The organism is Halomonas sp. BDJS001 (assembly GCF_026104355.1).
GTDB lineage: Bacteria > Pseudomonadota > Gammaproteobacteria > Pseudomonadales > Halomonadaceae > Vreelandella.
The window spans coordinates 687079-709866 of the sequence record NZ_CP110535.1 but is presented as its reverse complement, the minus strand read 5'-3'; the positions used below and the strand labels follow the sequence as shown (position 1 = coordinate 709866).

General features: G+C 58.5%; 18 protein-coding genes, 1 tRNA gene and 2 pseudogenes. 11 read left to right on the top strand and 10 right to left on the bottom strand.

What is annotated here, in order from left to right:
• Nucleotides 1-155 precede the first annotated feature (155 nt).
• From OM794_RS03445 to OM794_RS03420, 6 genes are all read left to right on the top strand, one after another.
• The gene (locus OM794_RS03445) at nt 156-1712 is read left to right on the top strand and encodes an ABC transporter substrate-binding protein (protein WP_226250469.1); all 1557 of its coding nucleotides are present in this window, start codon (nt 156-158) and stop codon (nt 1710-1712) included.
• Nucleotides 1713-1795: 83 nt separating this feature from the next.
• Entirely contained in the window at nt 1796-2776 is a 981-nt protein-coding gene (locus OM794_RS03440; protein WP_226250470.1) for an ABC transporter permease, read from the top strand.
• A complete protein-coding gene (locus OM794_RS03435) occupies nt 2773-3606 on the top strand; it encodes an ABC transporter permease (protein WP_008959734.1) in 834 nt (277 codons plus the stop codon). Before OM794_RS03440 ends, OM794_RS03435 begins: the two co-directional genes overlap by 4 nt.
• A gap of 27 nt (nt 3607-3633) precedes the next feature.
• Nucleotides 3634-5265: an ABC transporter ATP-binding protein gene (locus tag OM794_RS03430; RefSeq protein WP_226250471.1), complete on the top strand. Its 1632-nt coding sequence runs from the start codon at nt 3634-3636 to the stop codon at nt 5263-5265.
• 35 nt (nt 5266-5300) lie between these two features.
• Nucleotides 5301-6683 (top strand): FAD-binding oxidoreductase, encoded by a 1383-nt coding sequence (locus OM794_RS03425; RefSeq protein ID WP_226250472.1) that lies wholly within the window; start codon nt 5301-5303, stop codon nt 6681-6683.
• Between the two features lie 22 nt (nt 6684-6705).
• Nucleotides 6706-7809, top strand: coding sequence for a pyridoxal phosphate-dependent aminotransferase (locus OM794_RS03420; RefSeq protein ID WP_226250473.1), 1104 nt, complete (start codon nt 6706-6708; stop codon nt 7807-7809).
• On the opposite strand, the gene OM794_RS03415 is transcribed toward OM794_RS03420, so the two are convergent.
• The 9 genes and pseudogenes from OM794_RS03415 to OM794_RS03375 all read right to left on the bottom strand — a co-directional run bounded on the left by OM794_RS03415 (nt 7806) and on the right by OM794_RS03375 (nt 16227).
• A complete protein-coding gene (locus OM794_RS03415) occupies nt 7806-8762 on the bottom strand; it encodes a branched-chain amino acid transaminase (RefSeq protein WP_226250474.1) in 957 nt (318 codons plus the stop codon). The two genes, OM794_RS03420 and OM794_RS03415, sit on opposite strands and share 4 nt — an antisense overlap.
• On the bottom strand, nt 8759-9865 hold the full coding sequence (locus OM794_RS03410) for a class II histone deacetylase (protein WP_226250475.1): 1107 nt from the start codon (nt 9863-9865) through the stop codon (nt 8759-8761). Before OM794_RS03410 ends, OM794_RS03415 begins: the two co-directional genes overlap by 4 nt.
• Nucleotides 9862-10893 carry a histone deacetylase family protein gene (locus tag OM794_RS03405; RefSeq protein ID WP_226250476.1) on the bottom strand — a complete coding sequence of 344 codons (1032 nt, stop codon included), beginning with the start codon at nt 10891-10893 and terminating at the stop codon, nt 9862-9864. The genes OM794_RS03410 and OM794_RS03405 overlap by 4 nt, the downstream gene beginning before the upstream one ends.
• Before the next feature lie 21 nt (nt 10894-10914).
• Nucleotides 10915-12119, bottom strand: a pseudogene (locus tag OM794_RS03400) (TRAP transporter large permease).
• 65 nt (nt 12120-12184) lie between these two features.
• Nucleotides 12185-12730 carry a TRAP transporter small permease gene (locus OM794_RS03395; protein WP_226250478.1) on the bottom strand — a complete coding sequence of 182 codons (546 nt, stop codon included), beginning with the start codon at nt 12728-12730 and terminating at the stop codon, nt 12185-12187.
• A gap of 116 nt (nt 12731-12846) precedes the next feature.
• Nucleotides 12847-13920, bottom strand: coding sequence for a TRAP transporter substrate-binding protein DctP (dctP, locus tag OM794_RS03390; RefSeq protein ID WP_226250479.1), 1074 nt, complete (start codon nt 13918-13920; stop codon nt 12847-12849).
• Nucleotides 13921-14010: 90 nt separating this feature from the next.
• Nucleotides 14011-14952 (bottom strand): ornithine cyclodeaminase family protein, encoded by a 942-nt coding sequence (locus OM794_RS03385; protein ID WP_226250480.1) that lies wholly within the window; start codon nt 14950-14952, stop codon nt 14011-14013.
• A gap of 1 nt (nt 14953) precedes the next feature.
• Entirely contained in the window at nt 14954-15310 is a 357-nt protein-coding gene (locus OM794_RS03380; protein ID WP_226250481.1) for a RidA family protein, read from the bottom strand.
• Nucleotides 15311-15459: 149 nt separating this feature from the next.
• Nucleotides 15460-16227: a helix-turn-helix transcriptional regulator gene (locus OM794_RS03375; protein WP_035576688.1), complete on the bottom strand. Its 768-nt coding sequence runs from the start codon at nt 16225-16227 to the stop codon at nt 15460-15462.
• A 186-nt stretch (nt 16228-16413) separates the two neighbouring features.
• On the opposite strand from OM794_RS03375, the gene OM794_RS03370 reads away from it, so the two are divergent.
• Nucleotides 16414-17784 (top strand): glycosyltransferase, encoded by a 1371-nt coding sequence (locus OM794_RS03370; protein ID WP_226250482.1) that lies wholly within the window; start codon nt 16414-16416, stop codon nt 17782-17784.
• Nucleotides 17785-17891: 107 nt separating this feature from the next.
• Here the strand turns inward: OM794_RS03370 and OM794_RS03365 are convergent.
• Nucleotides 17892-17978, bottom strand: a tRNA-Leu gene (locus OM794_RS03365).
• Between the two features lie 114 nt (nt 17979-18092).
• Between OM794_RS03365 and queA the strand changes: the two genes are divergently transcribed.
• From queA to secD, 4 genes and pseudogenes are all read left to right on the top strand, one after another.
• Nucleotides 18093-19124, top strand: coding sequence for a tRNA preQ1(34) S-adenosylmethionine ribosyltransferase-isomerase QueA (gene queA / locus OM794_RS03360; protein WP_226250483.1), 1032 nt, complete (start codon nt 18093-18095; stop codon nt 19122-19124).
• A 77-nt stretch (nt 19125-19201) separates the two neighbouring features.
• Nucleotides 19202-20322 (top strand): annotated as a pseudogene (tgt, locus tag OM794_RS03355) (tRNA guanosine(34) transglycosylase Tgt).
• Nucleotides 20323-20458: 136 nt separating this feature from the next.
• A complete protein-coding gene (yajC, locus tag OM794_RS03350) occupies nt 20459-20785 on the top strand; it encodes a preprotein translocase subunit YajC (protein WP_071695382.1) in 327 nt (108 codons plus the stop codon).
• A gap of 133 nt (nt 20786-20918) precedes the next feature.
• Nucleotides 20919-22772, top strand: coding sequence for a protein translocase subunit SecD (gene secD / locus OM794_RS03345; protein ID WP_226250485.1), 1854 nt, complete (start codon nt 20919-20921; stop codon nt 22770-22772).
• Nucleotides 22773-22788: the final 16 nt, after the last annotated feature.

Genomic DNA, 22788 nt, shown 5'->3' with positions numbered 1-22788 from the left:
GACGAACGATTGCCGACTGTCGACAGTTTTACCAGTGACTGCTATGGTCAAAACAGGCTCTTAATAACCATCACAACTGGGCCTAACAGACACGCCTCGCTCGCCTAACGACGACGTAATCCCCTTACGTTCTAATAAACCGAGGAGCAGGAAACATGAAAAAACCCTTAGCGTTGGCTATTTCCGCTGCAGCACTTGCCTTTACCTCCGCCGCTCTGGCCGATGACCCCAAGTCGGGCGGAACGGTTAACACCATTATTCAACCTGAGCCGCCAGGCCTGGTGCTGGGCATGGTTCAAAATGCCCCCACCCGCACCGTATCGGGCAATATCTACGAAGGCCTGCTGCGCTACACCACCGACCTGGAACCGATGCCCCAATTGGCGGAGTCCTGGGAGGTAAGCGATGATGGCCGTACCTATACCTTCCATCTGCGTGAAGGCGTTACCTGGCATGACGGTGAACCCTTTACCGCCGATGACGTGGTGTTCTCCGCCGATGTGTTCCACCGCGAGTTGAACCCCAGTGCCCGCGCCGTGCTGCAGCATGTGGAGAGCATCGAAGCCACCGACGACCACACCGTGGTGTTTACCTTGACACAGCCCTTTGGCCCCTTCCTGCTCTCCTTTGAAGCGGGCACCTTTACCATGGTGCCAGAGCACCTCTACGCAGGCACAGATTTCCGCAATAACGAAAACAATGATCACCCGATAGGCACCGGCCCGTTTAAGTTCTCCAACTGGGAGCGGGGCACGGTGATTGAGCTGGTCAAAAACGATGACTACTACGAAGAGGGCCTGCCCTACCTTGATGGCGTAAACTGGCACATCATCCCCGACGGCGCCTCCCGCGCGGTGGCGTTTGAGAACGAGACCATCGATGTGTTGCCCAGCGGTACCGTCGAGAACTTCGATATTCCCCGCCTGGCCGAGATGGATAACGTCTGCATGACCGAAGAGGGCCACGAGTACTTCAGCCCCTTTGCCATGCTGTGGATGAACAATCGCGAAGGCCCCACGGCGGATAAGCGCTTCCGCCAGGCGGTGATGTACGCCATGGATCGAGAATTTGCCAAAGATGTGTTGTGGAATGGCCTGGGCAATGTGCCGCTCTCCGCTTTTGGCTCCAATGCGCGCTTCCAGAACGACGACCTGGAACCCTACGACCACGACCCAGACCGCGCCCGTGAGCTGCTTGAAGAGATGGGCTACGACGGCGAAGAGATCACCATTCTGCCGCTGCCCTATGGGGAAACCTGGACACGCTGGGCCGAGGCCGTGCAGCAAAATCTGCGCGAGGTGGGTATTAACGTTGAAACCCAAGCCACCGATGTGGGCGGCTGGAACCAGCGCCTGGGCGACTGGGATTACGACCTAGCCTTTACCTACCTGTTCCAGTACGGCGACCCGGCGCTTGGCATTTCGCGTACTTACCTCTCGGACAACATCGAAAAAGGCTCGCCCTGGAATAACGTCGAAGGCTACGAAAACGAGCGCGTCGACGAACTCTTCAACGAGGCCGCCACGGCATTCCCCGACGAAGAGCGGGAGGCGCTTTACCGCGAGGTACAGGAGATCCTCCACGAAGATGTACCCGTTGGGTGGCTGATGGAGCTGGGCTTCCCGACTTTGTATCGCTGTGATGTGCAGAACCTGGTCACCTCCGGCGTGGGTGTCAACGACGGCTTTAAGGATGCCTGGCTAGACCGCTAGTTTTAGCCAAATCCGCGCCCAGGAGGTGATCACCTCCTGGGCGATTCAGCCATGTCATGAAGGTATCCGTCAGGAAGATCTCTATGGTTTACGCTCGCTTAATTCTTATGCGGCTACTTAAGGCCGTCGTTGTGCTGTTTTTAATCGTTATTTTTAATTTCGTTCTTATTCAAATGGCCCCTGGCGATCCGGCGGCTATTTTAGCGGGGGAAGCGGGCGCCACTGACCAGGAGTTTTTAAATCAGCTACGCGAACGCTTCGGTCTCGATCAGCCTATTTACGTGCAGCTGTGGCGCTACGTATCGGGCATCGCCATGCTCGATTTCGGCTACTCCTACCGGCTGGGCGTGCCGGTGTTTGACCTCATCATGGCGCGCCTACCCGCCACCCTACTGCTGACCGGTACCGCCTTTGTGCTTTCGCTGGTGCTCGGCATTGTGGCCGGTTCAATGGCCGCGGCAAGGGTCAAAAAGCCCTCTGGTTCGATCATTATGGCGCTAGCGCTGATCTTCTACGCCACGCCGCTGTTCTGGGTCGCGCTGATGTCGGTGGTGGTGTTTTCTGTCTACCTGGGCTGGCTGCCTGCCTACGGCCTTTACACCGTGGGCGCAGGCCATACGGGCTTGGCTCTGGTGCTTGATGTTGCCAAACACCTTGTCCTGCCAGCGACCACTTTAGCGCTGTTCTTTATGGCGATTTACACCCGCATGACGCGCACCTCCATGCTAGACGCCGCTCAGCAGGATTACGTCAAAACCGCCCGTGCTAAAGGTTTGAAACCAAGCATTATTCAGCGCCGCCACGTGCTGCGTAACGCCCTGCTGCCGATCATCACGTTAGCGGGCCTGCAGGCGGGGCAGATGGTCGGCGGCGCGATCCTGACCGAAACCGTGTTTGCCTGGCCAGGCATCGGGCGGCTGATGTTTGAAGCGCTGCAGCAGCGCGACTACAACCTGCTGCTGGGTATTTTCTTCTTCTCGGCGGCGCTGGTCATCGTCTTCAATATCATCACCGATTTGGTCTACAGCCTGGCTGATCCACGCATCAAGAAGGGGGCCGCATGAGCTTTTTCGCACGCTTCGCGCAAAACCGTGGCGCCCTCGTCGGGCTGATCATCCTGCTGCTGATTATCGCCATGGCGATACTGGCGCCGCTGCTGTTTCCTGAATCGCCCTGGCGCATGGTGCAGCGGCCCTTTTTACCGCCGCTATCCCAAGATGGTTTTCCCCTGGGCACCGACACCATGGGCCGCAACGTGGCCTCCGGCTTGATGCACGGCGCCTGGGTCTCGCTGTTGATCGGACTGGTATCCACCAGCGTGGCACTGCTGATTGGAGTCCCTTTGGGGGCCATTGCTGGCTACTACGGCGGCATTATTGACGACGTATTGATGCGCTTTACCGAGTTCTTCCAGACCATCCCCAACTTCGCCCTGGCAATTGTCCTGGTGGCCATCATGCAGCCCAGCATCACCTCGATTGTGTTGGCGATTGCGATTGTCAGCTGGCCGCCGGTGGCCCGCTTAGTGCGCGCCGAATTTATGTCGCTGCGCAACCGTGAGTATGTCGAGGCCGCGCGCTTGGTCGGCCAGTCCAACACCACGATTATTCTGCGCCAAATTCTGCCCAATACGCTGTCGCCGATTATCGTGCTGGCCTCGCTAATGGTCGCCACCGCGATTTTGCTGGAGTCGGCGCTGTCGTTTCTCGGCCTGGGCGATCCTAACGTGATGTCCTGGGGCTATATGATCGGTGCGGCGCGCACGGTGATTCGCCAGGCTTGGTGGCTAAGCTTCTTCCCTGGGGTGGCGATTCTGCTCACCGTGCTGGCGTTAAATCTCGTCGGCGAAGGGTTGGATGACGCCTTGAACCCCAAACTGTCCCGCGAGCGCTAGGCGTTTGTTATGGCTGGAGTACCTGTTATGAATGAAGCTTCAACAGAAACCGTGCTTAGCATTCGCGACCTCAACATTGCACTCCCCAAAGGGGCGGATCGCGCCCTAGCGGTGGAGGACGTTAGCTACGAGGTGAAGCGCGGGGAAATCATGTGTGTAGTAGGCGAGTCCGGCTCTGGCAAGTCGATGGCTGCCAACGCCGTCATGGGGCTGCTGCCCAAAGGCGTTCGGGCCACCCAGGGCGAGATACTGTTCGAGGGGCAGGATCTTCTCGCCCTGACCGAGAAGCAGCATCGAGCCCTGCGCGGGCTCAAAATCGGCATGATATTTCAGGAGCCAATGACCGCCCTCAACCCCTTAATGCGGGTAGGCGCGCAGATTGCTGAAGTGTTTGAGGCTCACGGCCAGCTCACCCCCAAAGAGCGCCAGGCCCGCGCGCTGGAGCTGCTGATCGAAGTGGGCATTCCACAGCCGGAAAAGGCTATTCGCGCCTACCCGTTCGAGCTTTCCGGCGGCCAGCGCCAACGGGTGATGATCGCCATGGCACTGGCGCTGGAACCCATTCTGCTGATTGCCGACGAGCCCACCACGGCGCTGGATGTCACCACCCAGGCGCAGATTCTGGAGCTGATCCGCGACCTTCAGCAGCGCCGCGGTATGTCGGTGATGTTTATCACCCACGACTTTGGCGTGGTGGCCGAAATTGCCAATCGCGTCTGCGTGATGCGCCACGGCAAGATTGTTGAACTGGGTGACGCCAAACCGGTGCTGCAAAACCCGCAAGATGCCTACACTCAAGCACTAATCGCGGCGATTCCCAGTAATGCAGTACCGCCCCACCGAGAGACCAGCCAGGTTGCCCCGCTACTGGAGATCAAACAGCTCAATAAGGTGTTCCGCTCACGAGGCGGTTGGCTTAAACCTGCCCGGGAAGTGCGCGCCCTGGAAGATGTCTCGCTTACTCTCGCTCGCGGCGAAACGGTGGGGATTGTGGGAGAATCCGGTTCTGGCAAATCCACCCTTGGCCGCTGTGTGGTGCGCTTGGAGTACCCTGACAGCGGCGAGCTGCTATTGGATGGGGTGAACCTTTCCCAGCTCAAAGGCGATGCGCTGCGCCGTGAGCGCCACCGGGTGCAGATGATCTTTCAAGACCCCTACGCCTCGCTCAACCCACGCACCAAAGTGGGTATGGCGATTGCCCAGGGGCCGATTGCCAACGGCACGCCCAAAGCCGCGGCGCTCAAGCAGGCGGGCGAACTGCTCGATATGGTGGGCTTGGGTGCCAGCGCCGTGGAGCGTTTCCCCCACGAATTTTCCGGTGGCCAGCGCCAGCGCATTGGTATTGCCCGAGCACTGGCGCTAAACCCCGAGCTGATCGTGGCGGACGAAGCCGTCTCGGCGCTGGATGTGTCGATTCAAGCCCAGGTACTGGAACTGCTGGAGGAGCTTAAACAACGGCTGTCGCTCTCGCTGCTGTTTATCACCCACGACCTCCGTGTCGCCGCGCAAATTTGTGACCGCATCGTGGTCATGCAGTATGGTCGCATCGTCGAGCAAGGCAGCGCCGAGCAGATTTTCCTCGCCCCGCGTGAGGCGTATACCCAAGACCTGCTCAAGGCGATTCCCGGCCGCGAAGCACCCGTGGCCGCAACAGCGTAATTTACCGAATGGACAAGACAAGCTAAGGAACACCCATGCAAATAACCCTGGAGACGCTGCGCGCCATTGTCGGCCCGACCCACGTGTTAACCGGAGATGATGTCAGTAGCCGCAGCGTCGATTGGATGACCGGCACGCCCTGTCAGGCAGGTGCTATTGTGCGCCCGGCGGATACCGAACAGGTCGCCGCGTTAATGCGAGCTTGCCACACCGCACAGCAGCCTGTTGTCACCCACGGCGGCTTAACGGGCTTGGTACACGGCGCGGAAGCCAGCCCCGATGAACTGGTGATATCTCTTGAACGCATGAGCTCCATTGAAGAGATTGATCAGGTGGGGGGCACCCTCACCGTGCAGGCGGGCGCACCGCTGCAGCGGGTTCAGGAAGCGGCTAAAGAGGTCGGTCTGCAGTTCCCGCTGGATCTGGGCGCCCGGGGCAGTTGCACCATTGGCGGCAATATCGCCACCAACGCTGGCGGTGTTCGGGTGATCCGCTACGGCATGATGCGCCAGCAGGTGCTGGGTCTGGAAGCGGTGATGGCGGATGGCCGCGTGGTCAGTTCCATGAACCGCATGCTGAAAAACAATGCCGGTTTCGATTTAAAGCAGCTGTTTATCGGTAGCGAAGGTACCCTGGGCATTGTGACCCGCGCGGTACTGCGCCTGCAGCCGCCGACTCCCAGCGAGCAAACGGCGATGGTGGCCTGCCCTTCGTTTGAGGCACTTACCGGGCTGCTTAGCCATATGGGCAAAGCACTCGGCGGTAGCCTCGGCGCTTTTGAGGTGATGTGGCAAAACCACTACCGACTGCTTACTGAAACCCTGGGCCGCCACACCCCGCCGATTGCCACTGAACATCCCTTTTATGTGATCATTGACTCCCTGGGCAGCGACGCCGAGCGCAATGCCACCCAGTTCAGCGAAGCATTGGAAAGTGCGTTAGAGCGCGAGCTGATTGTCGATGCGGTGATTGCCCAATCCAGCACCCAGCGCGATGGCCTATGGGCGATTCGTGAAGATATCGAAGGGCTGGTCAAGGGCTTGGCGCCAGTGCTTACCTTTGACGTTAGCCTGCCCATTGCCGATATGCAGCGCTATACCGATGCCCTGGAAGCGCAGCTAACCCAGCGCTGGGCAGAGGCGCGCTTGGTAGTGTTTGGCCACCTGGGCGATGGCAACCTACATATTTCTGTTTGCGCCGGGAGTGCCGAGCCTGAAATACGGCGTGAAGTGGAGGCGATGGTTTACCAGCCGCTGGCCACACTGGGCGGTTCAGTCTCCGCCGAACACGGCATCGGCCTGGAAAAACGGCCCTGGCTAGGCACCTGCCGCTCCAGTGCCGAGATTGAGTTGATGCATACGCTCAAGCAGTCGCTAGACCCACTCTGCCTTCTCAATCGCGGTAAAGTATTGAGCTAATTATTGTTTTTAGGAAATCAACATGCCCCGCTACCCCAACCACTTAACCAGTGAAGGCCCTGTTAATCCGTTTCCGGGCATTAAGGTGTTAGAACGCCGACTTGGCAAGGAAATCCCCCATCGGCTGGGCTCTAACGAAGGTCTGGATATGCCTCACCGCGCCCTGCGCGAGCACTTTGGCGATGCCCTGGCCGAACACGTTTACTGCTACGGCGACGCCGAGGCGCTGGGTGTTCGCCAGCGCTTGAGCGAACAGCAGGGTATTCCACTGGAAACGCTACTGGTGGATGCGGGTGCTGACAGTCTGATCGCCCTGGCCCTGCGCACTACCTGCGAACCAGGTGAAAGCGTGGTGGGCACCGCAGGTACCTACCCCACCTTTGGCTATTTCGCCAAAGGCCAGGGGTGCCACTTGGTTGAGCCTAGCTATTATGAAGCACCCGGCGTGTTGGCCCCCGACCTGGAAGCCCTGACCGCCGCTGCCCATCAGGAAAACGCCCGCTTGGTTTATCTGGCCAATCCGGATAATCCCAGCGGCCACTTGCACAGCGACAGCGCCATCCTCGAGCTGCGCGACGCGCTGCCCGATACCTGCTGGCTGCTGCTGGACGAAGCCTATGGGGACTTTCGCGACGATGCCAACAGCGAGTTCGCTGGCAAAGCAATCCCAGGAGTGATTCGTCTACGCACGCTTTCCAAGGCCCACGGCCTGGCGGGGCTGCGCATCGGCTACGCCATCGCCGACCCTGAAGTACTGGCGATGATGATGAAAGTGCGCATTCACTACGCGGTATCGTCGCTGACCCTGGCCGCCGCCGAAGTGGTACTCGATCATCCAGACGAAGTGCATCAGCACGTTGCCGATGTAAAAGCCCGCCGTGAGCAGTTGGCAGAACACTTTCGCGCACTCGGTGCCGACGTACTCCCCAGCGCCACCAACTTTATCGGCATTCGTCTGCCCAGCGCCGACCTCGCTGCCGAGGTACACCAGCAGCTACTCGCCGAAGGCGTTTTGGTCGCGCGTTTGGCGCATCCAGAACTTGCCAATGTGATACGTATCACGGCGGTACAAGCAGCACTGGAGCCTGGAAAATTGGCGGCTCTCGAACAGGCTATTAAGGCTTAAGCCGGCGTTAACCAATGCCTGAAATCGTCCAGCTCTCCGCGTACCGCCTGGCGATATAAGCCCTGCAGTTGCGCCGTCACGCTGTCGGGGCTGATCGGCTCATTGACAGGCGGCGCACCCACACGGGTGCCGATATGGCGCCCATCCAGCTCGCGAAGAGGCAGTATTTCGGCGGCGGTGCCAGTTAGGAACGCTTCATCGGCGGTATACAGCTCGTCGCGGGTAATCCTACGCTCACGCACTTCGATACCCAGCACTTTTTGCGCCAGTTGAATCACGCTGTCCCGGGTAATGCCTTGCAGGCACGACGTCACTTCCGGGGTGTGCAGCACGCCATCGCGGAGTAAAAAGACGTTAGCCGCCGAGGCTTCGGCCACATAGCCTTCTGGGTCGAGCATGATGGTTTCATCAAACCCGGCTTTGAGGGCGGTGTTCAACGCCAGTATCGAGTTGACGTAATGGCCGTTGGTCTTTGCCCGACACAAGCTGATATTAACGTGGTGACGCGCCCAGGAGGAGGTTAGTGCGCGCAAGCCGTGGGTCGCGGCCTGGGGCGAAATGTATGGGCCTAAATCCCAGGCGGCCACCATAACGTGGGTGGTTAAACCTTGAGCACGCAATCCCATACCTTCCGCGCCGAAAAACACCGTGGGCTTGAGATAGGCACTGCTCAGGTTGTTTTTCGCCAGGCACTGGCGCTGGGCGTCGATCAGTTCCGCTTCGCTAAACGGCAGCGGCATATCCAGTGAGTGGGCGCTCTCCGCCAATCGTCGGGTGTGCTCGGCAGCACGAAAAAGATGCGTGCCGCTGGGGCCTGCGTAGGCGCGTATGCCCTCGAAACAGCCCATGCCGTAGTGCAGTGTATGAGACAACACATGCACCTTGGCGTCGCGCCATGCGCGCCATTCGCCATCCTGCCAAATCCAGCCATCGCGGTCATAAAGCGGTGTCATTGTTTGCGTTGCTCCCACTGTTGGCGCCAGTCGTCTATTAACATCTGCTGGTGCGGTTGCAGGGCCTGGTAGCCCCAGGCGGAAATTTCATCGTTTTGCGGATCGGGCACAGCAATGGCACTGCCCGCCAGGGTCTGGATCACCGCGTGGCCGCAGAGCGGCGCATAACCTTCGGAGTAGCCGCCTTCGTGAATAAATACCAGCTTGCCTTCACAGCAACGCTCGGCCAGGGCTTTAAGCTGGGCGGTCATGGTGGCAAACGCTTGGCTATTGAGCAGCATTTTACCCAACGGATCTTTGGCGCAGGCGTCGTAACCGCAGGCCACCACGATGAGCTCAGGGTTAAAGGCTTCCAACGCGGGCAGCACCAGTTTTTCCATGGCGTAGGCGTAGGCACCCAAGCCACAGCCCGGCGGCAACGGCAGGTTGAGATTGGCGCCCAGGCCTGCGCCTTCGCCCTGCTCGTCAAAACTGCCGGTTTCCAGCGGGTAGTTCGCCGCCTGATGAAGTGAAACGGTCAACACATCGGGCTCGCCATAAAATGCCGCCTGCTGACCGTTGCCGTGATGAACATCCCAATCGAGTATTGCCACGCGTTTGACCTGCCCCAAGGCGCGGGCGCGCATTACTGCCACGGGAATATTGCCCAGCAGGCAGAAACCACGGCCCTGGTCGGCTTCGGCATGGTGACCCGGCGGGCGGCATAAGGCGTAGGCGTTACTTACCTCCCCCAGCGCCACGGCTTCAACGGCGGCGACGGCCAGCCCTGCGGAGTGTGTTGCTGCTGCCCAACTGCCGGGCATATAAGGTGCGCAGTCGCCGCCGTTGCCGCCTCGGGCTTTATCCCCCGCCTGTAGCTGATCTAAATAACGCGGGCTATGAAAGCGCAGCAGATCATCCAGCGTCGCGGCCGTCGGTTTCACCACGCGGAGCTCATCCATCAGCCCGCTGACTTCGAGGATATTCTTCAGCCGCCGTTTGCTCTCCGGGCTTTCCGAGGCGGCCTGGGGCTGTAAAAACTCACCGGGCGCGGAAAACACCCCAATCGCGCCCAGATCGTGCCAAAAGCAGCGTTCGTGCCAGTAAAAACCGGTTGTGCTCATGCCGTAAAGCCCTGCATAAAGGCAGCCAGGTTGGCGCTTAGATGTTCGGTAGGGTAGCCGCCTTCTTGCACCACAACGGTGGGCAGCGCCAGCGCAGCCAAACGTTTACCAAGCTCGACAAAGGCGTCTGTTTCCACGGTGAGCCCTGCCAGCGGGTCATCCTTATGGGCGTCTAAGCCTAATGCGACGACCACGGCCTCTGGCTCGTAGCGCTGCAGGTGATCAATCAGAATCGCCAGGGCATCGAGATAAACGTCTCCATCGCTGCCTACCGGCAAAGGCAGGTTAACGTTAGCGCCTACGCCCTCCTCGCAGCCCTCTTCATCAACGCCGCCCCAAAAGAAGGGATAAAAATCGCTAGGGTCAGCGTGCAGCGAACCTGTCCATACATCGCTGCGTTTATAGAAAATATCCTGGGTGCCGTTGCCATGGTGCAAGTCCACGTCAATGATCGCCACCTTGGCAAAGCGCTCGCGCAGCACCGTGGCGGCCAGCGCTGAATTGTTCAGCAGGCAAAAGCCCCCGGCGCGCTCAGGCCCGGCATGATGACCCGGCGGGCGGCACAGTGCGTAGGCGGCTGGTGCGCCATTAAGCACCTCTTCTGCCGCCGCTTCGGCGCTAGCCGCTGAGGCGAGAGCGCCTTGAAAGCTCGTCGCTCCCAGCGGGCAGGCCATATCGTGCAAATGCCAGCCTGCCTGGCCAATCGGATGGCGCGGGTAGTGGTAGCCACCTCCGCAAGGGTGAATGTTGGGCGCAACCACTTCCGCCGCACTGGGCAGCGCCTGCCAGCGAGCGTAAATGGTGTCCAAAAACGCGAGATAACGCGGCGTATGAATCTGTTCCAGGCGCTTGCGCAGCGTAGGTGAATCGGCCTCGGCAGGCGTGGACAGGGTCAGCCCTGCCGATGCCAGCCCCTGGGTAAGCAGATCAGCGCGCACCGGCCCTTCCGGCGAGGGCGCGGGCTGGCCGCGCAGCAGAAACGTCGGCGGCGCATGCAACGCCTGGTCAGGGTGATAAAAACACTTCATGGGTCGCAGTCCTTAGCCAAATTACAGCAGTGACGGAATCCAGGTAGAGAGCGCTGGAAACGCCGCCAGCAACACAATCACCACCAGGAACGACACGTAAAACGGCAGCGATGCCACGATTGCCCGTTCATAAGGCACCTCGGCTATTCGCGCGGCGGTCATCAGCGTCATCCCCACTGGCGGTGTCACGTTGGAGATATTGAGCACCACGATCATCAGGATCGCGAAGTGGAGTGGGTCAAAGCCCAGCTGGATCATCGCTGGCACCAGCACCGGGGCAATGACCACCAGTGCGGGCAGCACATCCATCACCGTGCCAATCACCAAGAGTAGCAGACACACCAGCATCAGTTGCACAAAGGCCGCATCGCTCAAAGTGGTGATCATGCTGGCCGCATCCCTGGCGATGCCCGAGCGGGTAACGAACCAGCCCAATACCGCCGAGGTTGCCAGTAGAAAAACACCACGCCGGAGAAGCGCACCGTGGTCACCAGCGCATCCCAGATTTTGCGCCAGGTCAGATTACGGTAGAAGATCACGCCAATCACGATGGCGTAAACCGCCGCAAAGCCGGAGGCTTCGGTAATCGTGGTGAGCCCCGAGAGAATCCCGCCAAGAATAATCAGCGGCACCACCATCGCAGGCAGCGCGACTAACAGTGCGATGATGGCCGCCTTAAAGGGTGTAGATGCCTGTTTCGGGTAGTTGCGCTTCCAGGCTAGGAAGAAGCTGACGCCCAGCAGCGCCAGCGCCATCAACAGACCGGGGATAATGCCACCGGCAAACAGGTCAATCACCGAAATATCCCGCAGCAGTGTGGCGTACACCACCATCACCACGCTTGGGGGAATAATCGGCCCGATGATGGAAGAACAGGCGGTCACCGCAGCGGCGTATTCGGCATCGTAGCCCTGCTTTTTCATCTCAGGAATCATGATCTTGCCGATGGCGACGGTATCGGTGACCGCCGCGCCGGTGAGACCCGCAAAGAATACCGAGACCGAGATATTCACGTGGGAGAGTGACCCGCGCACCCGGCCGAACAGCGCATTGTTGAAGGCGATCAGCTTGTGGGTCAGCCCGCCTTGGTTCATCAGCTCAGCGGTGAAAATAAAGTAGGGCACGGCAATCAGCAGAAAGCCCGAAACGCCGGAGAACATGCGGTCGGCAATGATACCGAGCATGCGCTCTCCGCCGATGGCAAAGCCACCCGCCAACCCCGACATGGCCATCACCACCGCTACCGGTGCGCCGATAAACAGCAGCACGACAAACGCAATAATTGCAGGGGTCATGAGCGGTGCTCCCCGTCAGTGGTGTCGATGAGTTCGCTAATCACGTCCTGCTCATCAATGAAGTGCTCAAGCAGGGCAAAGCCATGCACAAGATGCAGCAACATGATGACGCCACTGAGAGGCACCACGATAGCGGTCACCTTGCTGGGAATACGGATTTGATCGGAGACCATGTAAACCTGGGTGGCACTGGCGAAGTAATCCCAGCCGTACCACGTCAGCAGCAGTGCAAACAGGCCAATCACCGCCAGGCAGAGCCCGGCAGCCACTTGCACCATCACGCGGGGCAAGCTGCGAACCAGCAGGGTCATGGCGACGTGCTCGCCATAGCGCAGCGAAATCGTCATGGAAAGAAAGCCGATCCAGGGCAGAAACAGCCGCGCCAGCGAGTAAGTCCAGCTAAGCGTGCTGCCGGTGATCAGCTTGTAGAGAAACGCAGTGAACGAGATGCCCAGCATCGCCAGAATACAGCCCACACACATCACGATGGCCACCTGATTGACGAGGTCGCTCAAGCGGCGCAAAGGAGTTAAAACGCCCATGGTTTTTCCTCACGCTGGGGCCTCACATCGCCCCAGCGTATATCGTTCGCTAACCGTTATTGGCTCTGTTTTTATTGACCCCGGTTTTACTGACCCAGGCTTTATTGGCCCTGCATTTATTGACCATAAGTGCGGTAGTCGTCTTCTGCCAATTGCTGACCCACGCGCTCGACTTCGTCAAGCAGTCCCTGTACGCGGGCTTCGTCCATGCCGAAGTCATCGACGATCCACTCCTGCCAAGCGGGGCGGGCAATTTCCGCCATCCGCTCACGCTCGGCGTCGGGCATCAGGTAACACTCTTCAAAGCGTTCACAGGACTCCATCCAACTCGCCGTTGCCAGTGCGCCAGACATGCCGTGGCTCAGTTGAATCGCTTCCCTAGCGGAGCTGATCACCGCCTGCTGATGCTCTTCCGGCAGGGACTGATACCACGACTCGCTGACCACCCAAGGGGCGCTGTTATACACATGCCCGGTGAGCGTGGTGTAGTCGGTGACCGCATCGAAGTTGAAGGTGGTGTTGAGCACCGGCGCATTGAACTGGCCATCGGCAAGACCGGTTTCCAGCGCGGTAATCAGCTCGCCCCAGGGCAGGGGCGTGGCGGAAGCCCCCAGAGAGCGCATAATCGCCACATGGGCAGGGTTCTCTTCGGTACGAATATTGAGCCCTTCCAAGTCTTCGACGGTCTCAATCAAACGCACGTTATTGGTAAAGGCGACAAAACCACCGCCATCGTCGAAGGTGCCCAAATAGCGCATATCGGCAGCTTCGACGGTGCCGGACATAAAGTCGGCGAACCATTCGCTGTCAAAGAAGCTCCACGCCTGGCGCCAGTTGGTAAACAGGAAAGGCGCCGTGACGACTTGATAGTCTTCGTAGAAGGAGGACATCGCCCCGGCAGACATAATCGTCGACTGTAGCGTTCGCCCGCCCTGCACTTCCGAGCCGTTTTCTACCTCGGAGCCCAACTGGCCGCCGCCGAAGATCGTGACCTCAAGATCCCCGTCGGTGCGCGCTTCTACCAAATTCTTGAAGTGCACCAGCGCCGGATAGATCTCGTTATTGCTCATATCCTCGGGCAACTGCGTGGCGATCACCATTTCATAGGATTGCGCCTGGGCATTAGTGCTGGAGATGGCCAGCGGCAGTGCCGCTAGCGCGGCGATAAATACGTTTTTTTTAGCGTTCATAACACACCTCGTTTTGATTATTGGTCGGTCTTCGTTATGAGTGACGTGGCTACCCATCGGGTAGCGATGGTGTTGTTGTTATGGCAATCGTTATGACTGTTCGGGCAGTGACTCCCACACTTCAATAGCGGCGGCTAAATCTTCCAGTGAAGCGCCTACCGATTTGAAAAGCGTGATAGCTTCCGGTTTAGAGCGACCCGGTTTGGCCCTGGAGAGCACCTCGGCAAGCTCCGCCTGGATCTGCTCGAACTGGAACTCACCTTCATCGATGGCTTGCAAAATGTCGCCCGCCTCGCCTTTGGCACCGGCGTAGGTGTCCACAAACACCTCCGCGCGGCGCAGGCATAAGGCATCGGTTTCGCGCATTTGTGGGCGAAACGCGCCGATCAAATCCAGGTGGGTGCCGGGCGTTAGCCACTCACCCTTGATCAGCGGCTGAGTGGAGAGCGTGACACAGCTAATGATGTCCGCTTCTGCCACGGCATCCGCTAATTCCTCCACCACGTGGGTTTCGAAGCGTTCGGCGTACTCGTCGGCAATCGCCGCCGCTTTGTTGGGATTACGGCCCCAGATCAGCACCCGCTTGATGGGACGAACGCTGGCGTGGGCTTCGATCACCATGGGCGCCAACTTGCCGGTACCCACCACCAGCAGCGTTTCTGCGTTTTCATTGGCCAGGGCCTGGGCGGCCAGCGCAGAAGCCGCCGCCGTGCGACGCCGGGTTAGCTCGCTGCCATCAATACAGGCTAACGGCTGGCCGTGCTTACCCTCGCTGAGCAAATAAAGCCCAGAGATCGCCGGGATACCGTGGTCGGCATTTTGCGGAAACACGTTGACCATTTTGACGCCGATATAGCCCGCCGCTTCCCAGGCGGGCATTAGCAGCATGGTGGCTTCGCCATCCGGCCGGTGCATCGCATGGTGATGGCGGGGAGGAGACTCCACGCCATTCACGAACGTCGTGTGTAGCCGCTTGATCAAGCCGTCCCATGTCAGGTGGCGCGTGACCTCTTGGGCAGAAACAACCCGCATATCAGGCCTCCGGCAGCGCGGCTACCACCATGATTTCCACCTTCCACTCGGGCTTGGCGAGCTGGGCTTCAAGGGCTGCACGCACCGGCGGGCGACCGGGTACCACCCAGGCGTCCCAAGCGGCGTTCATCTGGTCAAACTCCGCCATGCTGGTGACCCAGATTTGTGCTGAAATCAGATGCTCTTTCGAGGTGCCCGCCTGAGCCAGCAGTTGATCAATACGCGCCAGTACCTGCTCGGTTTGGCCGCGCATATCCACCGTAGCATCAGTGGGAACCTGGCCTGCGAGGTAAACGGTGCCGTTGTGAATCGCCACTTGGCTCATCCGTGCATTGCTGTCCTGATAGGTAACGCCCATGGTGTTTCTCCTTGAAAAAAGCTTTTCTGATATAAGGCTTCTTCAAAGACTAAAGCGCACGGCAATAAATTACTTGCCCGACACTGAGGTAGATTTGCCCGTAAGTCATGCAGGCAGCTTTCAGCGAGAATCGAACGGGAGGGAGGGCACTAACGGTCTGTGGAAGGGGAGATCTCAAAGTAGCGCCGATAAGCGCGGGAGAAACTGCCCTGGTCGCGAAAGCCGACCAGCATGGCAATATGCCCTAGGCTAAGGGTGCTATGGCGGACTAACGTACGCGCGTGTTCCAAGCGCCTGCGCTGCACATAGGCCAGTGGCGTCACGCCGGTTAGTTCGCGAAAGCAGCTGTGAAAATGCCCGGGGCTCAAGGCACATAGCGCGGCGAGCTGCTCTACACGAATCTCGTCGGCCAAGTGTTGATCCAGCCAAGCGTCCAAACGGGCCAGGTCGAGGCGTTCACTAATACAGTGCTGCCCCAGTTGCCCAGCGGCGGTGGGCGTCGCATCCTGCAAATACATATAAAGCGCGCGCAGCAGCAGAATCGCAATTTCGTTCTGTAGCGCCGGGCACTGTTCAAGCTGATTGGCCAGGGCGTGGGTGAGCTGGTTTAACGCCGGAGGCACGCTAAAAAAGCGCGGTTTATCGAATAGGCGCTCAATCTCGCTGCCTTTTTCAAGCGTGGCCAAGTGCGCCACCGGGATATCCAGCACCAAGGTACGGTTGCTGCCATCTCCCTGAAACTCGTGATGACGCGACGAGGGAATCAGACAGCCACGGCGGGCGGTCACCCTTTCCCCTTGCCCTTCCATGGAGAGCTCTGTGACGCCACAGGTGGCCAAAATCAACTGGTGAAAATCATGGGTATGGGCCACCTGCTCTTGGGCTAAGTTGCGGCTATGCAGCTCAAAAAGGGCCATGTGAAATACCATTTTCGATAAATGCGAGTTATTCACTATAAAACGGCTAAGCAGCAAAAAGCGAGGAGATCGCCAACCGTGGGTAAACGCTCCACTGGAGTGGCACCATGCGGATGAAAAGCTGTCATCTGCCAGTCATGGGCTCGGGTTAGGGTGGAAATAAGCTGCCATTAGAGTTCAAACAACATGCCTCAGCGTCGACGCCCTCCTCTCAGCGCTTCTCTCAGTGACCAGGAAGTCGCAGCCCTCACCCAGTTAGCCAATGGAAATGCGCTGCACCGGCAGCGTGAAGCTGACCGTCAGACGCGGCAGGCATCTGCGTTGGCGCTGCTTCACGCAACGGCGTCACCGGCTGAGACGCAGCCGGGAAGCATAAAAATATTGATGATTTCGGATGTCTACTTCCCCCGCGTCAACGGCGTGTCTACATCTATCGCCAGTTTTCGCAGTGCCCTTGAGCGCCTGGGCCACTCGGTCACGCTGATCTGCCCCAATTACCCATTGGGCCAAGTGGACGAACCAGGCGTGATACGCATCCGTTCGCGCCGGATACCCGGCGATCCGGAAGATCGCATGATGCGCTATCGTGATCTGCTCGCCCTGACACCGCAGCTTGCAGATGTGACTTTTGACCTTATTCATGTCCACACGCCCTTTACCGCCCACTATGCCGGCATTGCTCTGGGTCGTCGGCTTAACATTCCAGTGGTTGCCACGTATCACACGCTTTTTGAAGAGTATATTCATCACTATATCCGCTGGCTTCCGCGGCGCTGGCTACGCCTTGCCGCGCGGCGGCTTTCGGCACACCAGTGCCAGCAACTCGACGCCTTAGTGGCCCCCTCCCACGCAATGCAGCAAGCGCTCACTCGTTATGGTGTCACCGCGCCCACCAGGGTGATTCCCACCGGTCTTTCGCTGGAGTCGTTCTGCCACACACAGGGAGCTCAGCATGACAGCGACTTTCGATCCCACTATGGCCTGCCCCAGGAAGCGCGACTGCTGCTCTATGTGGGTCGTGCCGCTTTTGAGAAGAACATAGACTTTCTGATCGACATGCTGCCCAAGGTATTAGCCGAACACCCCACCACCCGGCTCATCATTACCGGCGAAGGCCCGGCCCATGACTCGCTGGTTCAGCGCGCCCAGGAAAAAGGCGTGGCCGAGTCGGTGCTGTTTCTCGGTTATCTTGACCGCAACGGCCCACTGCAAGCCGCCTACCGCGCCGCCGACGTTTTTGTGTTTGCATCACGCACGGAAACCCAGGGGCTAGTGCTGCTGGAAGCGATGGCCCTAGGCACACCGGTGGTTTCCACCGCCGCGATGGGCACGCTGGATGTACTAAAAGAAGGAGAAGGTTGCCTGATTGCCGAGGATAACCATGACGACTTCGCCGCCAAGGTCAACCGCCTGCTAAACGATAACCCCCTGCGCCAACAGCTCGCCGAACGCGCCCAAACCTACGCCGCTAGTTGGCACGAAGATGCTAAGTGCGTAGAACTCGTGAGTCTTTACCGAAAGCTTGCGACTGAGCGGTTGGCTAGTGTGAGAAAGTAAGCGCCGAACTCTCCGTTGACACTTTGTGGACACATTCGGGCACCTAGGAAGGGAAAAACTCAAATTATGGGCACAAAAAAAGGCACCTAAGTGCCTGATTTTAAAGTTGGTGCCGGTGGCCAGACTCGAACTGGCACACCCGTAAAGGCGGCGGATTTTGAATCCGCTGCGTCTACCAATTCCGCCACACCGGCAATGGCTGCGCATTATACGTAAATGTCGAGGTAGGTCAATCACATTGACTGACTTTATGCAGCCAAAGCGCTATCCTATGCCGCCTGTTTGATCAACGTTAAGAGTTATACGCCATGCAGCGCGCGGATTTTCATTACGAACTACCCGACGAATTAATTGCTCGCTACCCTTCTGAACAGCGTAGCGACTGCCGTTTGCTGTGCGTGGATGGCCAGAGCGGCGCGTTGGAACACCGCCGTTTTCCCGATTTGCTTGAGCTTTTAGAGCCCGGCGACCTGTTGGTGTTTAACGACACCCGGGTGATTCCAGCGCGCCTGCACGGCCATAAGGCCAGCGGCGGCAAAGTAGAGATGCTGCTGGAGCGCCCGCTGGATGCCCACCGTGGCTTGGCGCATATTCGTTCGAGCAAATCGCCGAAACCCGGTACCGAGCTGATTTTCGAAGGCGATGTTCATGCCATTGTAGAAGGCCGCCGTGATGCGCTGTTCGAGCTGCGCTTTTTGGGCGATACGCCGATGATTGCGCTGCTGGAAAAGCACGGCCATATGCCGCTGCCGCCCTATATCACCCGCGAAGATGAGCTGAGCGACCGTGAGCGCTACCAAACTGTTTACGCCCGGCGCGATGGGGCCGTCGCTGCGCCGACCGCAGGATTGCACTTTGATCAGCCGCTGCTGGATGCCCTGGCGGATAAAGGCATTAACCGCGCCTTTGTTACCCTGCATGTGGGCGCAGGCACCTTTCAGCCGGTGCGGGTGGACAATATTCTTGAACACCATATGCACAGCGAGTGGATCGAGGTTACCGAAGAGACCTGCCAACAGGTGCGCGAGACCCTGGCAGCAGGTAAGCGCGTAGTGGCAGTCGGCACCACCAGCGTGCGCTGCCTGGAAAGCGCCTGCATGAAAAGCAGCGATGGCCAGATCGCGCCCTATAGTGGTGACACCGACATTTTTATCTACCCCGGTTACCAGTGGCGCTGTGTGGATGCTTTAATTACCAATTTCCACTTACCTGAATCGACCCTGCTGATGCTGGTCTCCGCCTTTGTGGGCTATGACACCATCATGCACGCCTATCAACGGGCAGTGGCCGAGCGCTATGCGTTTTTTAGCTACGGCGATGCCATGTTGTTAACCCGCTAGTTGTTGACTCAACCCTGCACCCGTCGCGCCAAACGAACGAGATTAACGAGTTACTTTATATGCGAAACGAATGCTTTATGCGCTTTGAGCGCCTGGCCGACGATGGCCGTGCCCGCCGTGGCCGCCTCCACTTCCCCCGCGGCACAGTAGAGACCCCAGCGTTTATGCCGGTGGGCACCTACGGCACGGTCAAAGGCATGACGCCGGATTCCGTCAAAGAGATCGGCGCTGAAATCATCCTGGGCAACACTTTTCATCTGTGGCTGCGCCCCGGCACCGAGGTCATCGAAGCCCACGGTGATCTGCATGACTTTGCCCAGTGGGATAAACCCATCCTCACCGACTCCGGCGGCTTCCAGGTCTTTTCGCTAGGCGAGACGCGCAAGATTACCGAGCAGGGCGTGCATTTCCGCTCGCCGGTGGATGGCAGCAAAGTCTTTATGGGGCCGGAAGAGTCCATGGCGGTTCAGCGCTCGCTGGGCTCGGATGTGGTAATGATCTTTGACGAGTGCACCCCCTACCCGGCCACCTTTGAGGAAGCCGAGAAATCCATGGAGCTATCGCTGCGCTGGGCCAAACGCTCCCGCGAAGCTCACGGCGATTCGCCTTCTGCGCTGTTCGGTATCATTCAGGGCGGCATGCACCCAGAGCTGCGCGAGCGTTCGCTCAAAGGGCTGCTGGAGATCGGCTTCGATGGCTTGGCGATTGGCGGCCTCTCGGTGGGCGAGCCTAAAGAAGAGATGATCAAGGTGCTCGACTACCTGCCCACCTGGATGCCGGATGAGATGCCTCGCTACCTAATGGGCGTCGGCAAACCCGAAGACCTGGTGGAAGGCGTGCGCCGGGGTGTGGATATGTTCGATTGCGTGATGCCCACGCGCAACGCCCGTAACGGCCACCTGTTCACCTCGGAAGGCACGGTCAAAATTCGTAACGCCAAGCACCGTTTGACACCCGTCCGCTTGATGAAGAGTGCGATTGCCATACCTGCCAGAATTTCTCGCGGGGCTATTTGCACCATTTGGATCGCTGTAATGAAATGCTCGGCTCGATGCTCAATACCATCCACAACTTACGCTACTACCAGCGTGTAATGGCTGATTTGCGCGCGGCAATTGAAGCGGGTACATTGACGACCTTTGTGGAAGGCTTCTATGCACGGCGCGGCTTACCAGTGCCCCCGCTCAGCCAGCCCTGACGAATTAATCGCCACGCGCCTTGGCGGGTGGTTTAAACTGTTTGGCCATGTTTTAAAAAACCATGTTTTAAAAACCAGGCTTTTAAAAACCAAGCAACTAAAAACCTAAGCTTTTCTAACTCAGGAGTTCTCTGCAATGCTGGATTTCTTCATCTCACCAGCTCATGCCCAAGAAGCCGCTGCTGGCGGTGGTATTGCGCAAATCGTCATGCTGGTCGGCTTCGTGCTGATTTTCTATTTCCTGTTGTGGCGCCCGCAAGCCAAACGCGCTAAGCAGCACAAGCAGCTGGTGTCCAATTTGGACAAAGGCGATGAGATCGTCATTGGCGGCGGTTTGGTAGGTCGTATCACTAAGGTGAGCGACGAATTCCTCACCATCGAGATCTCTGAAGGCACCGAAGTTAACGTGCAGAAGAACGCCGTTGCCGCCGTACTGCCTAAAGGCACCATCAAGTCCATCTAAGCCGTGTAACGCCCCCTGCCGATTAAGTGCCAGCCACCCCGGCAGGGGTGACATGGTATGAATGATGGTGAACTTTGCTGTGTACGGCTTGTCCGTGCACAGCATTCCGTTTGTAATTGAAGGCAGGGCTTGCATGCTCAACCGTTACCCCCTGTGGAAGTATCTACTGATACTGGTCGTCCTGGTGGTTGGCCTTATCTACTCGCTTCCCAATCTATTCCCCGAAGACCCCGCCATCCAAATCAGCAGCGCCCAAGGCGACTCGCTGGATGCGCGCCAGATAGACCGCGTTGAAACCGCGCTTAGCGAAAACGACATTGAGATCAAAGCTCTCGAAGAAGAGAACGGGCAGTGGCTCATTCGTTTGCGCCATGACGATGATCAACTCAACGCACGCGACATTGCCTCTGACCTGTTAGGCGATGATGCAACGGTAGCGCTGAACCTCGCCGAAGCCACCCCCGAATGGCTTCAAGCGTTCTCCGCTTCGCCCATGACGCTGGGCCTTGATTTACGCGGCGGTGTGCACTTCCTGCTCGAAGTGGATATGGATGCCGCGCTTACCCAGCGCCTGGAGGTTAACGCCAGCGCCATGCGTGAGCTGCTACGCAGTGAGCGTATTCGCTATCGCAATACCGATGTCGAAGAGCGCACGCTGTCGATCGATTTTGCCAGCAGCGAAGACCGCGACACCGCGAGGCGCCTGATCAGCCGTGATTTCCCTGACTTTGAATACAGCAGCGAAGGCGATGGTCGTGCCTCGACGCTCGTCATGACGCTTAGCGATCAATCGGTCAGCGAAATTCAGGATTACGCGATCAACCAGAACTTGACCACCCTGCGCAACCGGGTCAACGAACTGGGGGTTGCGGAGCCCATGGTGCAGCGCCAAGGCCCCAACCAAATCGTCGTGGAACTGCCCGGTGTTCAAGACACGGTGGCGGCCAAGCGTATTGTGGGCGCTACCGCCAACCTGGAATTCCGTTTGGAAGCGCGCAACGATACACCGGATAACGAAACCGAAACGTTTAACTTCCGTAACGACCCTGCCCGCTCAGCAGAGCTAATGCGCGATGTGATTATTACCGGCGATAGCGTTTCCAGCGCCAGCAACAGCTTCGATGAAAATGGCCGTCCCCAGGTCAACATCAACCTGGATGGCACCGGTGGCACGCTGATGAATCGCGCCACACGCACCAATATCGGTCGCAATATGGCGGTGCTGTTCATTGAGCATAAGAGTGAAGACACCGTCGTGGTCGACCCGGAAACGGGCGAAGAGACCATCGAGCGGGAGCCCTATGTTGAGCGTGGTCTGATTAGTCTGGCGACAATTCAGAGTGCCCTGGGCAACAGCTTCCGGATCACCGGATTAGACTCGCCAACGGAAGCTGCGGAACTGGCCTTGCTGCTTCGCTCTGGCTCCCTGGCAGCCCCCATCTACTTTGTGCAAGAGCGTACGATTGGGCCAAGCCTGGGCGCTGAAAATATCGAGCGTGGACTGCTTTCAGTGCAGATTGGTCTGCTCCTGGTCGTGCTGTTTATGCTGGTGCGCTACAAGGTGTTTGGTGTGTTTGCCAACATCGCCCTGGCACTGAACTTAACGCTGCTGGTCGCGGTGATGTCGATGCTGGGCGCCACGCTAACGCTGCCGGGCATTGCCGGTATCGTGCTGACACTGGGTATGGCAGTGGATGCCAACGTGCTGATTTTTGAGCGAATACGCGAAGAGCTGCGTAACGGCATGTCCGTCCAGCAGGCCATTCAAGCTGGCTACGAACGTGCCTTTTCATCAATAGTCGACGCTAACATCACTACGCTGCTGGTAGCCGTTATCCTATTTTCGATTGGCACCGGCCCCGTCAAAGGGTTTGCGGTTACGCTCTCTATCGGCATTTTGACGTCGCTGTTCACCGCTCTAATGGTGACTCGCGCCATGGTCAACTTGGTTTATGGCAGCAAACCCGTCAAAAAGCTGTGGATTTAATCCACGTGCTTAGCCC

Coding starts and splice junctions, on each gene's coding strand:
- OM794_RS03445 (WP_226250469.1), top strand. CDS start 156: ATGAAAAAACCCTTAGCGTTGGCTATTTCCGCTGCAGCACTTGCCTTT.
- OM794_RS03440 (WP_226250470.1), top strand. CDS start 1,796: ATGGTTTACGCTCGCTTAATTCTTATGCGGCTACTTAAGGCCGTCGTT.
- OM794_RS03435 (WP_008959734.1), top strand. CDS start 2,773: ATGAGCTTTTTCGCACGCTTCGCGCAAAACCGTGGCGCCCTCGTCGGG.
- OM794_RS03430 (WP_226250471.1), top strand. CDS start 3,634: ATGAATGAAGCTTCAACAGAAACCGTGCTTAGCATTCGCGACCTCAAC.
- OM794_RS03425 (WP_226250472.1), top strand. CDS start 5,301: ATGCAAATAACCCTGGAGACGCTGCGCGCCATTGTCGGCCCGACCCAC.
- OM794_RS03420 (WP_226250473.1), top strand. CDS start 6,706: ATGCCCCGCTACCCCAACCACTTAACCAGTGAAGGCCCTGTTAATCCG.
- OM794_RS03415 (WP_226250474.1), bottom strand. CDS start 8,762: ATGACACCGCTTTATGACCGCGATGGCTGGATTTGGCAGGATGGCGAA.
- OM794_RS03410 (WP_226250475.1), bottom strand. CDS start 9,865: ATGAGCACAACCGGTTTTTACTGGCACGAACGCTGCTTTTGGCACGAT.
- OM794_RS03405 (WP_226250476.1), bottom strand. CDS start 10,893: ATGAAGTGTTTTTATCACCCTGACCAGGCGTTGCATGCGCCGCCGACG.
- OM794_RS03395 (WP_226250478.1), bottom strand. CDS start 12,730: ATGGGCGTTTTAACTCCTTTGCGCCGCTTGAGCGACCTCGTCAATCAG.
- dctP (WP_226250479.1), bottom strand. CDS start 13,920: ATGAACGCTAAAAAAAACGTATTTATCGCCGCGCTAGCGGCACTGCCG.
- OM794_RS03385 (WP_226250480.1), bottom strand. CDS start 14,952: ATGCGGGTTGTTTCTGCCCAAGAGGTCACGCGCCACCTGACATGGGAC.
- OM794_RS03380 (WP_226250481.1), bottom strand. CDS start 15,310: ATGGGCGTTACCTATCAGGACAGCAATGCACGGATGAGCCAAGTGGCG.
- OM794_RS03375 (WP_035576688.1), bottom strand. CDS start 16,227: ATGGCCCTTTTTGAGCTGCATAGCCGCAACTTAGCCCAAGAGCAGGTG.
- OM794_RS03370 (WP_226250482.1), top strand. CDS start 16,414: ATGCCTCAGCGTCGACGCCCTCCTCTCAGCGCTTCTCTCAGTGACCAG.
- queA (WP_226250483.1), top strand. CDS start 18,093: ATGCAGCGCGCGGATTTTCATTACGAACTACCCGACGAATTAATTGCT.
- yajC (WP_071695382.1), top strand. CDS start 20,459: ATGCTGGATTTCTTCATCTCACCAGCTCATGCCCAAGAAGCCGCTGCT.
- secD (WP_226250485.1), top strand. CDS start 20,919: ATGCTCAACCGTTACCCCCTGTGGAAGTATCTACTGATACTGGTCGTC.